The sequence below is a fragment of the Henriciella algicola genome (assembly GCF_003576245.1).
Taxonomy (GTDB): Bacteria; Pseudomonadota; Alphaproteobacteria; order Caulobacterales; family Hyphomonadaceae; genus Henriciella; species Henriciella algicola.
This window is the reverse complement of the sequence record NZ_QWGA01000007.1, coordinates 520,433-538,120: the sequence shown is the minus strand read 5'-3', so window position 1 is coordinate 538,120 and position 17,688 is coordinate 520,433. Positions and strand designations below refer to the sequence as shown.

Below are 17,688 nucleotides of genomic sequence, written 5' to 3'. Positions count from 1 at the left end.
GGTGCGAGACTTCGCGCTTCAGACATCCCGTTCCGTCTGCAATGGCGGTGCTAAAGCAGGAAGCGCGACATGCCCAAATTTTTCCACGTTGAGACCAATGGAATCAAATTGCGGGCGGCCGCAGAAGGGCCAAAGGACGGCCCGCTTGTCCTCTTCGTGCATGGCTTTCCGGAGAGTTGGTATTCCTGGCGCCATCAGCTGACTGCTGTCGGCGGGGCAGAGTACCGCGCGGTTGCGGTCGACGTGCGCGGCTATGGCGGCTCTGACAAGCCAGAGCCTGTCGAAGCCTATGACATGGAAACCATTACGGCGGACATTGCCGGCGTGGCGAAGGCGCTCCAGCCCGGTGGGCCTGCCATTGTGATTGGTCATGACTGGGGCGCGCCGATCGCCTGGAATTCGGCGCTGCTCTATCCAGACCAGTTCAAGGCCGTAGCCGGCCTTTCGGTCCCGTACCTTCCGCTGGGCGACAAACCGGCCATCCAAGTCTTCCGCGAGTTTTTCACCGCGCGCGGCATGTTTTTCTATCAGGTCTATTTTCAGGATCAGGGCCCGCCGGAAGCAGAGCTCGAGGCGGATCCGGCCGCGACCATTCGCAAATTCTATTACGCCATCTCAGGTGATGCGCCTGACGGGACATGGCCGATCGACAAGAAGCATGGCGACACGCTGCTTCATCGTCTGCCGGAGCCAGACATGCCGCTGCCGTGGCTGAGCGAGGAAGATGTCGCCTATTACGACTCCCAGTTTCGCGAATCCGGCTTTCGCGGCCCGCTCAACCGCTATCGCAATCATGAGCGTGACCATGCTTTCCTGACATCGCTGGACGACAGCAAGATCTACCAGCCGAGCCTGTTCATCGGCGGCACGCGTGATCTCGTCCTGAAGATGTTTCCGGGCGATCCCGTAGAAGCAATGAAGCCTAATCTGCCAAATCTGAAGGCGGCCCACCTGCTGGAAGGTTGCGGCCACTGGACCCAGCAGGAGCGTCCGGATGAGGTGAACGCGATCCTGCTGGATTGGCTGAAATCACTCTGACGCTGTCTCGCTGAAGAGGGCGAGCGCCGCAGCGGTCATAGAGCTGACACCGGTCTTGATGGTCGGCGCGGCGTCCGGCGCAAAGAAAGGTGAGTGGAGCGATGGCAGCGGATCGCCGCCATTCTGCGCGGCGGCATAGGTGTCCGGGTTGATCGCGCCGAGCCAGAAGATCAGGCCGGGGACATCTTCTTCGGTGCGACCGAACTGGGAGAAATCCTCACCGCCCATGACCGGCGTCACTTCCATGACATTCTCCTCGCCAATGGCCGCGCGGATCGCGGTCATCGCTTTGTCGGCGAGGGCGGGGGTGTTGTAGGTCGACGGGGTGTAGTCATTGTCAATGGAGATTTCTGGCTCTGGCGCGCCGAAGGCTTCGGCCTGCGCCTTGGCGATGCGCGTGATGCCATCAAGCAGAAGCTGGCGTGTCGCATCATCATAGGAACGGACCGTCAGAAGAAGCTCTGCGCCATCCGAAATGATGTTGTGCTTTGCGCCCGCCGTGAAAGAGCCGACGGTGACGACGGCGGGGGTCTGCGGGTCGACATTCCGCGAAACGAGGGTCTGTAGCGCCATGACGATCGAAGAGCCGATGACAATCGGGTCCTTGGTCGTATGTGGATAGGCGCCGTGGCCGCCAACGCCTTTGACCAGGATATCGACGCTGTCGACATTGGCGAGGGCGTAGCCGGACGAATAGGCCACCGTACCGGCCGGTGAGCTGGCGCTGACATGAAGCGCCAGATTATAATCCGGCAACGGAAAGTCCTGATAAAGACCTTCTTCAAGCAGAGCTTTGGCGCCAAGGCCGAGTTCTTCCGCAGGCTGAGCAAGCATGATGAGCGTGCCGGACCAATCGTCCTTGCTCTCAATCAGCTCACGCGCGGTGCCGACCCAGCTGGTCATGTGGATGTCGTGGCCGCAGGCGTGCATTACAGGGCTCTCTACGCCGGTCCACGTCGTGCTGATCACCTCCGAGGCGTAGTCGAGACCGGTCTGTTCGGGGACGGGCAGCGCGTCCATATCTGCGCGGATCAGGACGGTCGGGCCCTCGCCATTCTCATAGACGCCAACGACGCCATAGCCGCCGACGCCATCGCGGACTGTGCCTTCATCGCGCTGCGACTTCGCGCGGGTCCATTCATCACCAAGCCCGGTGGTGACGGTGAAGCCCAGCGCCTCAAGCTCTGCCGCCATGATGGAGGCAGAGGTCGATTCCTTGAAGGAGAGCTCCGGATTGGCGTGCAGCCAAGTATATAGTTCAACGAGGTCGGTGCCCGGTTCCGGGACTGATTGCTGCGCAAAGGCTGGCGTCGACAGCATCATGCAGAGGGCGGATGCGCAGGCGGTCAGTTTCAGTCTGGAAACCATGGTCGTGTCCCTTTTCGTTTTCGTAAGGGAGACACTATCAGACTTTTCAACACGGGCCAGAGATGGGGCCGGATATCAGTTCGGGGTCGCCGAGCTGTGGATGTAGGGCCTATACCCGGCGGCCAGCGCGGCGAGGGTCGCGCGCGGTGTCAGCACGCTGACGGGCGCCTCGGGAAGGCGGGATACGGGACCGTAACCATCGAAGCTCCATGGCAGACATGCCCCGCTCAGCTTCAGCCATGCCCTGTCTTGCCAGTCGAATATGGTGCCGTCTGGGAGACTGGATGCCTCGGCCTGCGGCGCGGTTGCCTTGCCGCGTAGTCGATCCTGCACCTCACCAGCAATCAGCCTGTCGATGTCAGCGACGCGCGCCGTGTCGGTTACTTGTCCAGCCTGAACGAGCGCATCCTTGAAAGCGCGCGCATCATCCCGTCGGCATTCAAAACAGGGGCGATGACCGGCTGCGAGCGCCGTTGCCTCATCAAGAAAGAAGAGTTCGGTATACTGGCCGGGCGCCATCAGCTGGCGTTTCCGGCCCTTGAAGTCGAGCAGGCAGATAATCCACTGCCTGCTCTTCCAATGGGTGCGCTTCAGCGTGCGGTGTTCCGTGTGGAAGCAGCCGCCACGATTGCCCATGAACGTCCCGCGCGCCGACACCGCATGGATCGCGGCATAGGGATCGACGCGGTTCTGCAGCGGCATGTCAGCTTTCGCCGCCGAACCGCTCTGTCCATTCAGCGACCTGATCATCCTCAATCTTGCGGAAGAGGACATCCGGCGGCGAGATTTCATGGCCGCGCGGCAGGGCATCGAGCAATGCTGGAATGTCGGCGAATGCCTCTTCGCTGAGCGTGCGCCGGTCTTCCGGCGCGCCCAACGCATCAAGGATCATCGCAGCCGCTTCAGGAATGATGGGCTGGGCGATGATGCCGAACAGAGCCGCGAGGTTGAGGCCTGCGCGAACGCCGACGGCGGCCGCATCGACATCATTCTTGTATTTCACCCATGGCTCAGCCTTGGTGAGGTATTCATTGCCCGCCGCCCAGATGGCGCGCGTTTCCGCGGCCGCCTTGCGGAAGTCCATATTCTCATAGTGCTGGACCAGTTGTGGCAGGCGGGTCTCAAGCTCGGCCACCATCCAGCTTTCGGCCTCGCCCGCTTCGCCGCCTTCCGGCACTTTGCCGTCAAACTTGGACGCGCAGTATTTGGTGATCCGGTTGACGAAATTGCCGAGCACATTGGCAAGGTCTGAATTGATCGAGGACTGGAAGCCTTCCCATGTGAAGGCTGCGTCGGAGCCTTCCGGCGCATTCGCGGTCAGGTACCAGCGCCAATAGTCAGCTGGCAGCAGGTCCAGCGCCTGGTCCATGAAGACGCCGCGCTTGTTGGAGGTGGAGAACTTGCCGCCATACCAGGTGACCCAGTTGAAGGCTTTCAGTCGGTCGACAAGCTTCCACGGCTCCTGCGAGCCCAGGATGGTCACGGGGAAGCCAACCGTGTGGAAGGCGACATTGTCCTTGCCCATGAACTGGACATAGTCCACCTTGTCAGCGCCCTCATCAGTGCGCCACCAGCGGCGCCATGCCTCTGGCTCGCCCTTCGCTTTCGCCCATTCTTCGGTCGCGGCAATATACTCGATCGGCGCATCGAACCAGACATAGAAGACCTTGGTCTCGAACCCCTCGCGGATCGACCCGTCAGGATTGGTGACAGGCACGCCCCAGGATAGGTCACGCGTGATCGCGCGGTCCCGCAGGCCCTCATCCAGCCATTTCAGCGCGATGGACCGCGCAAGCGGCGGCCAGTCGGTCGAGGCTTCGATCCAGGCCTGGATGCGCTCCTGCATCTGCGATTGGAGCAGGAAAAGGTGGCGCGTTTCACGGACTTCGACATTCCGCGATCCGGAGACGGCCGAATAAGGATTGATCAGGTCGACCGGGTCGAGCAGGCGTCCGCAATTGTCGCACTGGTCGCCGCGCGCTTTCTCGAACTCGCAATGAGGGCAGGTGCCCTCGACATAGCGGTCTGGCAGGAAGCGCTCATCATCGATCGAATAGACCTGCCGCATGGTGCGCTCTTCGATGAGGCCGTTTGCCTCGAGCACATGCGCGAAATGCTGGGTGAGCGCGGCGTTCTCTTCGCTGCAGGAGCGGCCAAAGTGGTCATAGGAAAGCAGGAAGTCCTCACCCGCCTTCTTCTGGATCTCATGCTGCTCATCGACATACTGGCGAACCGGCACATTCGCGGCCTGGGCGGCGAGTTCTGCAGGTGTGCCGTGCTCGTCGGTCGCACAGATATAGAGAACGTCATGACCGCGCAGGCGCTGAAACCGCGAATACACGTCTGCCGGCAGCATCGACCCGGCAAGATTGCCGAGGTGTTTGACCCCATTGATATAAGGCAGGGCAGAAGTGACCAGAATTCGGCGGGGGGCGGACTTCGTCATTATGGCTTCCGTCAATCTCGATTTGGGCGCATCATCCACGGCGCCAAGCTTTGAGGGGGCACTCTTAGGCGCGGCGAGCAAAAAATGAAACGGGTTTAGGAGGAAACAATGCCACGTCTTGCAGGTATCAATCTGGTGGGTGTCCTGGTCTCAGCCATCGTCATCTATTTCATCGGCTTTCTCTGGTACGGGTTGCTATTTTCTGAAGTGTACATGAGCGCCCAAGGTATTTTCATCAACGAGGCGGGAGACGCTATGAGCTTTCTGACCGCGAACGGTGTCGCGACAGAGGGCCAGGAAGACGCCAATCCGATGTGGATGCTGGGCGGGTTCCTTGTGCCGATCGTTCTGTCTTTCGGTTTCGCTTGGCTGATGCGCAAAAGCAGCGTTCTAGGCCTTGGGGCTGCGATATCGTTCGGCCTGACGCTGTCGCTTCTGATCGGCGTCCCGCTCATGGCGTACGACTTCTTCTACACGCCTTGGCATTCGACGGGCGGCTTGCTGGTCGATCTATCGCACACAGTGGTGACCTTCGTCGCCGGGTGCGCAGTGCTTTCAAAACTGGATTAAGACAAATGGAAAAGCCCCGGCATGTTCTGCAATGCCGGGGCCAATGGCCATGGTAAACGCTAGGTGCGTCTAGCTTACCCGGGCCGGTACGGTCTGAAGCTCGATATCGACTGTCCTCGACATGACGGAATTTCCAAGATCGGTGTTCATAGCGACATCGGATGCGCGAATTCCCTGAGCCTGCAGCTCGGCCATGACGGTGGCGCGCCGGTTTTCAGCTAGCCCGACGACGGGGGCCTCGCTTGAGCTGTCGCCCGCAATGGCGGTGGCGTTGAGGCGCTGGACCGAGCAGCCTGCCAGCTGCTCGCTGACTTGACCGATCGCGTCTTTCGCAAATGGGGTGAGGGTTGCCGTGCCGGGCTCAAAGTAGATCTTGAGGCGGACGAGGTCACAACCGGACGGCTGTGGGGCATAATAAGGCTCTGTCGGCGGCGGGGTGCGCGATTCATCTGCAAAGGCAGGGCCAGCTGTCAGCGCGAGGCCCATCATGCAGGGCAGGATATATCGTTTCATCTCAGTGCTCCTTGCTGTCACACTGATGAATGAACGCGGCTGAGGCGAATTGGTGCCCAAATTCGTTAAGATCTGGCGCTGCGATGAGCTTGCAAACTATTCTTGCCCCGCCTTCCGGCACGGCGTAAAGGGCGAGTGTTGCCGGTATAGCTCAGCTGGTAGAGCACCTGATTTGTAATCAGGGGGTCGGGGGTTCAAGTCCCTCTGCCGGCACCACTCTCCATTCCATGCGTTCATGTGTGACTGCAGCTTCTGTTGCGAAAACGTCATGTGCGGCGTTTAGGAGGCGCGGTCTGTATTTGCATTGTGTCCGGAGGTTTTCATGCGAGTAGGTCTAGTGTGCGGTCTCGTGGTTCTCGCGAGCTGCGGTGCGAAAGTCCCGGAAATCGATACGCCGACGCCTGTCCTGCCAGATGCGGAGGCGCCGACCGTCTTCAGCCGCGCCTACAGCCTGACGGAATCTCCGGATGGCACGGTCCGCGTGTTTGCCAAGGAAGCGCGCGACTACACCCATCTTTTCGAGATGCGGAAACAGGATGACGGGTCATGGTCTGAGCCGTCCAAGCTGGAGTTTCCGGCCCGGATCAAACTGACGACTCCATCCTTCAGTCATGCTGACGGCATGCTCTATTATGCGTCGGATGCAGACATTTTTGAGCGCGGCCAGCGCGACGCGAATATCTGGCGCGTCGCCTTCGAGGAAGATGGCTGGGGCACGCCAGAGCCACTACCGGCCTCGATAAATACCGGCGCGGACCAGCTCAATCCCGCGATGGACGCGCAGGGGCGTCTCTACTTCACGGATAATGGCTATGACAGTAAGGGTAGCCACGACATATTCGAAGCGAGTATGGACGAGGAAGCTGGCGATTGGGTCGTCTCTTCCATGCCTGATGTTTTCAACACCTTCCGGGCCGAGGCGCATATCGCAGTTACCCCTGATGGCGGCCGGATCTTCTTCTACAGCGCGCGCACGCCCAAACTTGGCAGCGTCGACATCTGGACGGCGGAGCGAAGTGCCGATGGTGCGTGGGGCCAGCCGCAAAACCTGGGTGAGCCGGTCAACACATCCGGCATCGACTTCGGCGCAGGAATGTCCGGGGACGGATCAATCCTGTTCTTCTCGCGCGAAGGGGAGCTGATGATGATCTCGCTCGACGCAGCGCTTGCAGGCGTTGGAACGCTGGAGAGCGAAACCGCGTCATCGGACGCGGCGGACTGAGTTCATGCTGGCGGCATGTTGCGCCGCAGCGTGAAACCTGTGGAAAATCGAGAAGCGGCCGCCTCGTGCGGCCGTTTTTGTTTGGAAGGTGAGTGGGCCGCAAGTTCCGACGGTGCTCGCTAGGCGGCATTAACCTGCGGTAATATGGGTCTGAAGGGTGAGCATGTGTGCGATGTTTCTGGTAAACTAGCGTAATAAACGCCGTAACAGACAATGTACTTAACTGTTCTGTATTAATGCATGTATGTCACATCCGTGACGCTCATGTGAAGCTTTTATGATGTCGTATTACTGTCTTTGAGGTGTGTCATAGCGCCCCCGAGATCGGGAGTCGGCAGGGGCTGTTTTTCCCGATCCGTGTGATTTGGACTCAGTTAACCCTGAAGGGGGCTTCTCTATGAAAAAGGCGAACACCTTGCGTCTGGCTTTCACGACGAGCGTTCTCGCGCTCGCCGTCGCGGCCTGTTCGGACACCAGCATTTCTTCACCTGGCGCTCCGGCTGTTCCTCCGCCGCCGCCACCGCCAACATCGCCACCGCCTCCGCCACCATCTTCTTCCTCGATCCAGCTCATTCCGTCGGCAGGCTGCCCGACCGGCACGAGTGAAATCACGCTCGCTGCGATCGCTTCTGAAGGCCTCGCCAGCGTTGATGTCTGCGCGATCGGTGATGCAGCTGGCAGCGAGACCACCATCACCCAGGACGTCAGCATTCCCGCTGGCGTTTCGGTCGCGATCCGCGGCGCTGTCTTCATCGGCGAAGATGGCGGCACCTCAGCGACCCTCACCCTCGGCGAAGGCGCCCGTCTGTTCGGCGCAGCTGTCGATGGCACCGGCGACGGTTCTGACGATTACATCGTCATCAGCCGCGGTTCGCAGATTGACGTGAACGGCACCGCGAACGGCGTCGTCCGCATGACCGCTCGCGCAGCCGTCAACGACGAAGAAGTCGGCTCCAGCCTGATCGACAATGCGACCAACGCTCAGTGGGGTGGTCTGATCATCAACGGTTCTGCGCCGATCAATGCGTGTATCGACTCGACTGCAACGGGCGGTACGGCAAGCTGTGAAAAATCCGGCGAAGGCGCTTCGGGCCTCTTCGGCGGTGCTGATGCAGCCGACGACTCCGGTGAGATCAACTATCTCAGCGTTGAATATGCTGGCGCACGTCTCACCAATGAAGACGAACTGAACGGCATCGCCTTCCAGGGTGTCGGCAGCGCCACGGAAGTGTCCCACGTCCAGGTTCACAACAACCTCGACGACGGCATTGAATGGTTCGGCGGCACTGTGAACGCACGCTATGTCGTCGTCACCGGCGCTGGCGACGACTCGCTCGACTGGACCGACGGCTGGCAGGGCAACCTGCAATACGCTGTCGTTTACTCTGACGTCCCATCCTCTGGTGACCCACGCGGCATCGAGGCTGACAACCGTGACGGCGACAATGACAAGACGCCATTCTCGTCACCTAACCTCGCCAACTTCACGCTGATCGGCACGTCCGGTAACCAACAGGGCATCCTGCTTCGCCGCGGCACCCGTGGTAATATCGTCAACGGCATCGTCGCTGGTGGTTATACCCCAGGCCTCGATATCGACAGCGGTCAGACCTACACGAACCTCGATGATAACACGCTGAACGTGGAATCGATTTTCATCGACGCCGCCCAGACGCTCGCAACCGATAGCGATGATGGTCCGCTGCCAGCTTACGCTGCGGCCAACAACATCATCGGTGGTGAGAACTCGCTGCAGAACCGTTTCTTCCCGGGCACGCAGGAGCTTAACGTCCCCGCTTCGAACGTTCTCGACAGCAACTCCTTCTTCGACAACGTCAACTATGTCGGTGCCTTCTCGGCCAATGAGTCGGCTGCCAGCAACTGGGCGAGCTTCGCACAGACCGGTACGCTCTTCGCGCCTGTCGGCTGCCCGACCGGAACGACCGAGAGCGGCACGCTGGATGGCAAGACGCTTTGTCTGGTGCCGGGCGGCAACCTCACTTCGAACCTCACCCTCTCCAATGGCGACCAGCTCATCTATGAGCTCGACGGCGTCGTTGCTGTCGGTGTGGACCTCGGCCCGGATCCAGCTTCTCCAGTGCCGGGCGGCGTTTCTGCAACGCTCACCATTGAGCCCGGTGTCACGGTCGTTGGCGCAGACGCTGACGCTTACCTCATCGTCCGCCGCGGCTCACGCCTCGTGACGAACGGTACGGCAAATGCACCGGTTGTCTTCACGGCGAAAAGCGCGATCGAAAATCCTTCGACGATCGAAAGCTCAACCAAGGGCATCTGGGGCGGCATCGTCATCAACGGCCGCGCCCCGATCAACGCCTGTATCGATGCTGGCGCTACCGGTGGCACGGTCAGCTGTGAGAAGTCCGGCGAAGGTGCTTCGGGCCTCTTCGGCGGCGCGACCTCCACGGATGACAGCGGCCGCCTTCGCTACACCCGCGTCCAGTATGCTGGTACCCGCCTCACCAACGAAGACGAGCTGAACGGCATCGCCTTCCAGGGCGTCGGCAGCGGCACGGAAGTCAGCTATGTCCAGGTTGCCAACAACCTCGACGATGGCATCGAATGGTTCGGCGGTACGGTTTCTGCAGACCACGTTGTCGTGACCGGCGTCGGTGACGACTCCCTCGACTGGACCGATGGCTGGACGGGCTCGCTTCAGTACGCGATCGCCTATCCGGGTGTCTCGCCAGACATGTCGGGCGACCCGCGCGGCATCGAAGCTGACAACCGCGACGGTGATAACGACAAGACGCCAATCTCGGCGCCGAACCTGTCGAACTTCACGCTGATCAACTCCGGCGACTCGGCCACGCAACAGGGTGTCCTGCTTCGTCGCGGTACCCGCGGTGTGATCGCAAACGGCATCATCGCTGACTGGTCAGTCGGTCTCGATGTCGATAGCGACCAGACCTACACCAACTTCGGCGACGGTACGCTTCGCATCAAATCGCTGTTCCTCGACAACACCGAGAACTTCGCGACTGATGGCGACCGTCCGGGTGGCACGAATGAAGGCACGCCAGCCTTTGCGGGCAGTGACAACATCGTCACCGGCACCAACAGCCTCAGCGGTTTCACCTTCGTGCCGAACGCAACCGGTGTTGTGCCGGGCAGCGCAGAGCTGGGTGTAACGCCGTTCGCAGTCGGCGGCATCGGTAACCTTCAGACCACCACGCATATCGGTGCGGTTGCGAACGCAAACGACACCTGGTTCCGCGGTTGGACAGTCGACATCACGGGTGCCGAAACGACCAACTAGGTCCAATCAAACGTTCGGGGCAGGGCAGTTTTCCTTCAAAAAGGGCTGCCCTGCCTCATCGCATTCAGTCGCTCATTCGAGAGGGAAGCCTCTCAGCCCGAGGGGGAAGTCATGAAAAAACCCGCTAACTACCTGCGCTTCGCACTGCTTGCTGGTGCGTCCGCAGCATGTCTCGCTTCCGCATCGGTCGCGCAGGACACCACCGCCCAGGACACGACCGCAAACGAAGCATCTGCCGAAGAGCTCCGTCAGCAAAGCGTCGTCGTACGCGGCCAGTTCATTCCAGATGAAAAACGCTCGACCTCCGAGGTTTCAAGCCTCATCGATGCGGGCGATTTCCAGGTTACCGGTGACAGCGATGCAGCAGCTGCGCTGGCGCGCGTCGCGGGTATCTCCACTGCTCAGGACCGCTTCGTCTATGTCCGCGGACTTAATGAGCGCTATTCCAGTGCCACACTGAACGGCTCGCCGCTTCCGAGCCCTGAACCGCTTCGCCGTGTTGCGCCGCTCGATCTGTTCCCGACCTCGGTGCTCGAAAGCATTCTGGTTCAGAAAACCTTTTCACCGCAGCTACCGGGTGAGTTTGGCGGTGGTCTTGTCGACATCCGCACCAAGGCCGTGCCGGATGAAGCTTTCTTCGAGATTTCAGCGTCTGTGTCGGGGGACACGGAAACGACGTTCCAGGACGGACTGCTCTATGATGGCACCGATCAGGACTTCCTCGGTATCTCCGGCTCTGACCGCGATATGCCGACCATCCCGGAAACCGGCGTTGATGCCGATTTCGCCCGCGCCCTTACGGACAATTCGAGCCTTCTGATCATTCAGGAAGGCACTGTTCCGGCTGATGTCGGCTTCAGCCTGTCGGGTGGCAACCTCTATGACCTCAATCAGGACATCTCCATGGGTGTCCTTGTTGCTGCATCCTACTCGAATGCATGGCGCACCCGTCAGGGCACGCGCGGCTTTGCAGACAGCGCGGGCACGGGTCTGTCCGAGCGCTTCAACTACGACTTCTATTCGACGGAAAACTCTGTCGATGTGAACGGCTTCGCGACCATCGGCTTCGACCTCTATGACAATCATGAGGTCAAGGGCACGGCGCTCATCGTGCGCTCGTCCGACAAGGAAGCGCGCACCGTTCAGGGCGTCGACTTCGACGATAACTTTGAACGTGACGACGCAATCGAATGGTTCGAGCGCCAGCTCTGGACCACGCAGCTCGCCGGTGAGCACTTTTTCCCAAGCCTGATGGACCTCAAGGTCGAGTGGCGGGCGTCCTATTCTGAAGCCCTTCGCGATGCGCCGTACCAGTTCAACATCCTCTATCAGGACTCCGGCAACGGTCTGCAGACCCTGTCGAACGCCGCCGACACGACGTTTGGCTTCAGCCGCATTGATGACAGCTCACGCGACCTCGGCATCGATTTCGAGCTTCCGCTGACATTTGGCGGCAGTGATTGTAACTTCTTCTGCGAAACCGATCTGCGCGCCGGTTACGCCTATACAGAGAATGACCGGACCGCGACCTCGCGCCTCTTCGCTATCGAAGGCCTGCCCACCTCCAGCACGCGCATCGACTTTCTGTTCAACGCACTCGCAGGTTCAGGCGACCTCGGCGTGAGCTCCATTGGTGGTTCGGCTTTCCCGGAACGGTATCAAGCCACGCTTGAAGTCGATGCCGGCTATGTTGGTCTCGATACGCAGATCACGCCATATGTGCGCGGCGCCATTGGCGCTCGCTATGAGCGCGCAATCGAAGTCGTCGATACGTTGGTGATTGGCGCAGATCCATCGACCAATTTCGTCGAGGCCTGTATCGAACGCCAGCCGGATGGAAGCTGTGAGCACACTGAAGATGTGCTGCCGGCCGCGACCATCACCTGGAACCCGTTCGATGATCTTCAGGTCCGCGCTGGCTATTCCGAAACGCTGACCCGCCCGCAATTCCGCGAACTAGCGCCGACGGAATTCCTTAACACCGAAACCGATGTGAACTTCCTCGGTAACCCGTTCCTCGTGAACGCCGAGATCAAGAACTACGACATTCGCGGTGAGTATTATTTCGGCCGGGATCAGTTCCTGACGCTCGGTGTCTTCTACAAGGACATGACGCGCCCGATTGAAGAGATCAACCAGCGTACCGGTGACACCCCAAAGACGACCTTCATCAACGTACCCAGCGCAGAGCTGTACGGTGCCGAGATCGAATATGAGCAGCGCCTCCCGCTGTTCGACAAGTTCGGCTGGGACTTCTTCCGCGACCGCGATCTGACGATGAAGGCCAACTATACCTGGTCTGACTCTGAAGTGTCGGCAGGCCGCAACCCGAATGATCTTGGCCTGACCAGCGCAGAGTTCTGTGCCCGGTTCGAAGACGAGTGTGTTGTGACCAACCAACAGCCGCTCGACCCGGAACCATTCCTGCTGCCGGGCGCCGGCCTTATTGAGGATGGCCGCCAGCTTCAGGGCCAGTCAGAGCATCTCGCGAACTTCCAGCTCATCTATGAAGATGTCGACGCGATGCGCGAAGTCAGCCTTCTGGTGAACTATGCAAGTGAGCGGATCCGCTCCGGCGAAGCGCTTGCTCTCAATATTCCTGCGATCATCGAAGAGCCGCCGGTCACCGTCGATATCGTCTGGAACCAGGGTTTCATGGCGTGGGGCGGTGAGTATGAGTTCTCGCTCAAGGTCGAAAACCTGTTCGGCGACTCTTACGAAGCCTACCAGACCGCTGGCGGCGACCGCGTGGATGTCGATGTCTATGACCTCGGCACGTCCATCGGCTTTGGCCTGAAGCGCCGCTTCTAGACTGCACGTGTGAGCTGCGCAGCACCCGCGCAGGCTTTCAACACGTACCAGTTGAGATATACCGGAACGGGGGCAGGTTGATCCTGCCCCCGGACCATTGAGGGATGGTATGGATTTTCAGGGACGATTTTCGCTGCCGGACAATGCCGGACGCCTGCTCGATGGCGTGCGCACCGTGCTGCAATTCGTTCTCGTTGTTATGATCGCCATGCTGGTTGCGCGGATCGGCTGGCTGCTGATTGCGCCGTCGGATGCGGTGTCCTCACTGACGTTGCGGCCGCTTCCCGCGCCCATTCAACAGGTAACGCGCTCCAACGTTCGCGGCGATCTTTCGCTTCTGATGACCACCAATCCGTTCGTCTCGTCCGGCCGCGTGCCGAGTGCCGTGCCAGATGCTCCAGAGACGACGCTGAACTTGAAACTCGCGGCGATCTTCATGTCGACCGACCCGGCTGCGGATTCGGCGACGATCGTCACACCGGACAATCGCTCCCAACGGTTTCAGCCGGGCGATGAAATCATCCCGGGCACAGAGCTTGTGCGCGTCCTCAGCGACCGGGTGATCATTTCGCGCAATGGCACTGATGAGACACTTATGCGCGGTGGCCGCGAGGCGGGCCTGTCCGTCATTGGCGATGCCGCTGAAGTTGCCGAGGCGCCCTCAACGACCGTTGCTTCGCGCACGCCCCTGTTTGAACCGGGCGTCAGCGCGCGGACATTGCTCGCCAGCCTCAATCCGGCCGCGGACATGTCCAACGGCGTGGTCGAAGCCTTCGTCCTGCAGCCGCGCAGCGGCCCGGACCTCATGCAACAGGCAGGGCTCCAGCCGGGCGACCGCCTGATCCGAATCAACCAGAAACCCGTCCGCGACCTCGACACCGCAGCCCTCGCTGCGGAATTGAGTTCGGCGCAGACTGTCAGTGTGACAGTGTTGCGGGGCGGGGAGACACAAGATCTCGACATTCGTTTCGAGGAGGGATGACGTCATGAAGAAACTCCTCGCGGCCATTGCCGTGCTCGGGCTAGGCGCGCAGCTGATGCCAGCGGACGCGCAGGGCGGGCGGCACGTGCTCAGCCTAGATGATGTCGAGATAACCGCGCTGATCGACGATGTCGCGACGATCACCGGCTATACCTTCATCCTGCACCCGGATGTCGGCCGCACGCGTGTGACGGTCCTGTCGCAAACGCCGATGACGACGAATGAGGTGTTCGAGGTTTTCCTCTCGACCCTGCGCGTTAATGGCTTTGCAGCCATTCCGGCCGGACGCGGTGTTTACCGCGTGGTTCCAGAGGCGCTTGCGGTTGGTGAGGCAGGTGGTCCGGCGAGCGGGCCGAACGCTTTCGTCACGCAGGTCTTCTCGCTCGACAGTTTTGGCGCCGTTGAAGCGGCCCAGATGCTGAAACCGATTATCGACGCGCAAGGCCAGGTCGTCGCGAATGCGCGGTCCAACTCTGTCGTGGTCGTCGACTATGCTTCCAACATGCCGCGCATCCGCGAAGTCATTCAGTCGCTCGATAGCGCTGACCGTTCAGAGTTGCGGACGATTTCCCTTAAAAGCGTCCCGGCGCGCGAGATGGAGACGATCCTCGTAAACCTGCTTGGCACGCAGGACGGCAATGTGCGTGAGAACTTCGAGGTGACAGCCTCGCAGACCAGCAACTCGGTCATCATCCGCGGCGACGCACCGACCGTCGCACGGGCCGTACAGGTCGCAACAGAACTCGACGCGGCAGAGCCGACGCGTGACAATATCCGCGTCATCTCTCTCAACAATGCGACGGCGGAAGAGATCGCGCCCGTTCTGGAATCGCTCGCTGCCACGATGGCAGACCAGCGTGGCCCGGCAGAGAATGCCGCCCCGCCAGCAACGATCGCTGCGCATGTGGAATCGAACTCCCTCGTGATCAGCGCAACGCCGGACACGCTTCTTGCCATGGAGCGCGTTGTTGATGCACTCGACCAGCGCCGCGCACAGGTCCTCGTTGAAGCGATCATCGTCGAGATGTCGGACGACACCGCGCGCGAGCTTGGCGTGCAGTTCCTGCTATCTGGCACGGGCGACAGCTCCACGCCGTTTGCCTCGACCAATTTCTCCCGCTCGGCGCCGAATCTGCTGGCGCTGGCGGGCGCGATCATCGATCCTGATATCGGCGGCGGCGAGGGCGGCAACCAGTTCACCAATGCGGCGATCAATTCGCTGCTCGGCGTGAATGGTAGCGTCCTCGGTTTTGGTGGGCAGGATGGCGACACGCTGTTCGGCGCGATCATCAACGCTGTCGAGCAGGACACAAATTCGCGTGTCCTTTCAAAGCCTTTCAATATGACCCTTGATAATGGGACGTCATCGCTTCTCGTCGGTCAGGACGTACCGCTGACGTCTGGTGAAGTACTGGGTAATGACAATTCCAACCCGTTCCGAACCGTCCAGCGAGAGCAGGTCGGTGTGAAACTCGAAGTCACGCCGCGTATTTCGTCAGACAGTACGATTCGTCTCGATATCTATCAGGAGGTCTCCAGCGTAGATGATTTCATCGGCGGCGGCTTTTCGCCCGATATCATCCTGAACACCCGCGAGTTTCGCACCAGCCTTCTGGCCGATGACGGTGAGATCATCGTGCTTGGCGGTCTGATCGAGCAGACGGACTCGACGGTGAATTCCAAGGTGCCGTTCCTCGGTGACATTCCGGTTGCGGGTAACCTCTTTAAGTCTGAGGGCCGGTCCAATACGCGCACCAATCTGATGATCTTCATCAAGCCGACCATCGTGCGCAGCCGGGGCGACGCTCAGAGCGTGACGGCGCGCAATTACAACTACATCCGCGCGCAGGAGCTGCTGCGGGCGCAGGAGGGCGAGATCACCCTCGATACCTTCGTCGATGAAGTGCTCGGCCCCCCAGAGGCGAGCGAATAGACCGGCAGGCCTGTTGCCTGCAGATTGAGTAGAGATGAGCGACACATCGACCGAAACCCGAAGCCTGACCTATGCCTTTGCAAAGGACAAAGGCCTGGTGGTCATGGGCGAAGAGGACGGTGCGATCAGTCTGGGCGTACGCGCTGGCGCTGACCCGATGGCCATCATCGAGGCGCGCCGCGCGCTCGGCCGTCCGCTACGTTTCACTTCGCTCGATGCAGGGCGTTTCGAGCGCGAGCTTTCAGAAGCCTATGCCCGTAGCGCCATCGAGAATGAGGAAGCCGACGCCATGGACAGCCATGGCGACCTCCACTCCCTGATCGACGATATTCCGCAGACGGCGGACCTGCTTGATGGCGATGATGACGCGCCGGTCGTGCGCCTGATCAACGGTCTCATTTACGAGGCCGTCAAACGCCGTGCGTCGGACGTCCATATTGAGCCGCACGAGGACAATCTCTCGGTCCGCTACCGCATCGACGGCGTCCTGCAGGAAGTGCTCACCCCGTCGCGCAAGCTGGCTGCGCCGCTGACCAGCCGCGTGAAAGTCATGGCCCGTCTCGATATCGCAGAGAAACGCATCCCGCAGGATGGCCGTATCTCGCTGTCCATTGGCGGGCGGTCCATCGATGTTCGTGTGTCAACGCTACCATCACGCTATGGCGAGCGGGTGACGATGCGTCTTCTCGATACGCGCAACGCACTTTTGGGCCTCGATGAGCTTGGGATGGACCCAGAGACACTCGCCCGCTTCCGAACGGTCCTTGCCCAGCCCAACGGCATCACCCTCGTCACGGGTCCGACCGGGTCCGGCAAGACGAGCACGCTCTATTCGGCGTTGTCGGTCCTGAATAACGGCCAGCGCAATGTCATGACGCTGGAAGACCCGATCGAGTATGGCCTCGAAGGCATCAGCCAGACGCAGATGCACCACAAGGTCGGCCTGACCTTCGCCGCGACGCTACGCGCCATCCTGCGCCACGACCCTGATGTCGTCATGGTAGGGGAGGTTCGCGACCTGGAAACCGCCAAAGTCGCGTTCGAATTCTCGTCGACGGGCCGCCCGGTCCTTTCGACGGTGCACACCAACTCGTCAGTCGGTGCGATCCAGCGACTGCGCGATATGGGGATCGAGCCTTACGTGCTCGCCGCCACGATGCGCGCCGTCCTGGCCCAGCGTCTTGTCCGCAAGCTGTGCGATACCTGCAAGACCCCGCACGAGGCGACGCCCGAAGAGAAGGCGATGTTCGCTATACCGGCAGACGAGGCGCACACTTTCTACCGTCCGAGCGGCTGCATGGCCTGCGCCCAGACAGGCTATCAGGGCCGTCTGGGTGTCTACGAACTGCTGCTCGTCGATCAGGAGATGCGCCGCCTCATTCGGGAAGACGTGTCCGAGGATGAGCTGGAAGCGCGTGCCTTCGCGGATCACGACACGCTGTTCCGTAATGCAGCGCGCTACGTCACGACCGGCCAGACCAGCGTTGAGGAAGTCCTGCGGGTCTGCCGCAAGGATGAGGACGCCTGA

General features: G+C 60.6%; 12 protein-coding genes and 1 tRNA gene. 9 read left to right on the top strand and 4 right to left on the bottom strand.

From position 1 onward, the window contains the following. The first annotated feature begins 69 nt into the window (after positions 1 to 69). Positions 70 to 1,038, top strand: coding sequence for an alpha/beta fold hydrolase (locus D1222_RS12300; protein ID WP_119454543.1), 969 nt, complete (start codon positions 70 to 72; stop codon positions 1,036 to 1,038). Here D1222_RS12300 and D1222_RS12295 read toward each other — a convergent pair. The 3 genes from D1222_RS12295 to metG all read right to left on the bottom strand — a co-directional run bounded on the left by D1222_RS12295 (position 1,030) and on the right by metG (position 4,852). After that, positions 1,030 to 2,406: an amidohydrolase gene (locus D1222_RS12295; RefSeq protein ID WP_119454542.1), complete on the bottom strand. Its 1,377-nt coding sequence runs from the start codon at positions 2,404 to 2,406 to the stop codon at positions 1,030 to 1,032. The genes D1222_RS12300 and D1222_RS12295 overlap by 9 nt on opposite strands. A gap of 75 nt (positions 2,407 to 2,481) precedes the next feature. After that, positions 2,482 to 3,156, bottom strand: coding sequence for a hypothetical protein (locus D1222_RS12290; protein WP_233348732.1), 675 nt, complete (start codon positions 3,154 to 3,156; stop codon positions 2,482 to 2,484). After that, the gene (gene metG / locus D1222_RS12285) at positions 3,110 to 4,852 is read right to left on the bottom strand and encodes a methionine--tRNA ligase (protein ID WP_119454541.1); all 1,743 of its coding nucleotides are present in this window, start codon (positions 4,850 to 4,852) and stop codon (positions 3,110 to 3,112) included. Before metG ends, D1222_RS12290 begins: the two co-directional genes overlap by 47 nt. Before the next feature lie 108 nt (positions 4,853 to 4,960). Here metG and D1222_RS12280 point away from each other — a divergent pair, with 108 nt between their 5' ends. Beyond that, positions 4,961 to 5,422 carry a DUF1761 domain-containing protein gene (locus D1222_RS12280; protein ID WP_119454540.1) on the top strand — a complete coding sequence of 154 codons (462 nt, stop codon included), beginning with the start codon at positions 4,961 to 4,963 and terminating at the stop codon, positions 5,420 to 5,422. Positions 5,423 to 5,491: 69 nt separating this feature from the next. On the opposite strand, the gene D1222_RS12275 is transcribed toward D1222_RS12280, so the two are convergent. Next, the gene (locus D1222_RS12275; RefSeq protein ID WP_119454539.1) at positions 5,492 to 5,935 is read right to left on the bottom strand and encodes an OmpA family protein; all 444 of its coding nucleotides are present in this window, start codon (positions 5,933 to 5,935) and stop codon (positions 5,492 to 5,494) included. Between the two features lie 140 nt (positions 5,936 to 6,075). Here D1222_RS12275 and D1222_RS12270 point away from each other — a divergent pair. The 7 genes from D1222_RS12270 to gspE all read left to right on the top strand — a co-directional run bounded on the left by D1222_RS12270 (position 6,076) and on the right by gspE (position 17,688). Then, positions 6,076 to 6,151, top strand: a tRNA-Thr gene (locus tag D1222_RS12270). A 106-nt stretch (positions 6,152 to 6,257) separates the two neighbouring features. Further along, positions 6,258 to 7,157, top strand: a complete 900-nt coding sequence (locus D1222_RS12265) for a sialidase family protein (protein WP_119454538.1) — start codon at positions 6,258 to 6,260, stop codon at positions 7,155 to 7,157. A gap of 397 nt (positions 7,158 to 7,554) precedes the next feature. Next, a complete protein-coding gene (locus D1222_RS12260) occupies positions 7,555 to 10,434 on the top strand; it encodes a beta strand repeat-containing protein (protein WP_119454537.1) in 2,880 nt (959 codons plus the stop codon). 111 nt (positions 10,435 to 10,545) lie between these two features. Beyond that, entirely contained in the window at positions 10,546 to 13,245 is a 2,700-nt protein-coding gene (locus tag D1222_RS12255) for a TonB-dependent receptor domain-containing protein (protein ID WP_119454536.1), read from the top strand. 109 nt (positions 13,246 to 13,354) lie between these two features. Further along, positions 13,355 to 14,227, top strand: a complete 873-nt coding sequence (locus tag D1222_RS12250) for a type II secretion system protein N (protein ID WP_119454535.1) — start codon at positions 13,355 to 13,357, stop codon at positions 14,225 to 14,227. A gap of 4 nt (positions 14,228 to 14,231) precedes the next feature. Continuing rightward, a complete protein-coding gene (gene gspD / locus D1222_RS12245) occupies positions 14,232 to 16,160 on the top strand; it encodes a type II secretion system secretin GspD (protein WP_119454534.1) in 1,929 nt (642 codons plus the stop codon). Between the two features lie 34 nt (positions 16,161 to 16,194). After that, positions 16,195 to 17,688, top strand: a complete 1,494-nt coding sequence (gspE, locus tag D1222_RS12240) for a type II secretion system ATPase GspE (RefSeq protein ID WP_119454533.1) — start codon at positions 16,195 to 16,197, stop codon at positions 17,686 to 17,688.

Excerpts from the sequence above, each read along its gene's own strand:
- metG (WP_119454541.1), bottom strand. The coding sequence starts at position 4,852 with ATGACGAAGTCCGCCCCCCGCCGAATTCTGGTCACTTCTGCCCTGCCT.
- D1222_RS12295 (WP_119454542.1), bottom strand. The coding sequence starts at position 2,406 with ATGGTTTCCAGACTGAAACTGACCGCCTGCGCATCCGCCCTCTGCATG.
- D1222_RS12260 (WP_119454537.1), top strand. The coding sequence starts at position 7,555 with ATGAAAAAGGCGAACACCTTGCGTCTGGCTTTCACGACGAGCGTTCTC.
- D1222_RS12250 (WP_119454535.1), top strand. The coding sequence starts at position 13,355 with ATGGATTTTCAGGGACGATTTTCGCTGCCGGACAATGCCGGACGCCTG.
- D1222_RS12255 (WP_119454536.1), top strand. The coding sequence starts at position 10,546 with ATGAAAAAACCCGCTAACTACCTGCGCTTCGCACTGCTTGCTGGTGCG.
- D1222_RS12275 (WP_119454539.1), bottom strand. The coding sequence starts at position 5,935 with ATGAAACGATATATCCTGCCCTGCATGATGGGCCTCGCGCTGACAGCT.
- D1222_RS12290 (WP_233348732.1), bottom strand. The coding sequence starts at position 3,156 with ATGATCAGGTCGCTGAATGGACAGAGCGGTTCGGCGGCGAAAGCTGAC.
- gspD (WP_119454534.1), top strand. The coding sequence starts at position 14,232 with ATGAAGAAACTCCTCGCGGCCATTGCCGTGCTCGGGCTAGGCGCGCAG.
- D1222_RS12265 (WP_119454538.1), top strand. The coding sequence starts at position 6,258 with ATGCGAGTAGGTCTAGTGTGCGGTCTCGTGGTTCTCGCGAGCTGCGGT.
- D1222_RS12280 (WP_119454540.1), top strand. The coding sequence starts at position 4,961 with ATGCCACGTCTTGCAGGTATCAATCTGGTGGGTGTCCTGGTCTCAGCC.
- D1222_RS12300 (WP_119454543.1), top strand. The coding sequence starts at position 70 with ATGCCCAAATTTTTCCACGTTGAGACCAATGGAATCAAATTGCGGGCG.
- gspE (WP_119454533.1), top strand. The coding sequence starts at position 16,195 with ATGAGCGACACATCGACCGAAACCCGAAGCCTGACCTATGCCTTTGCA.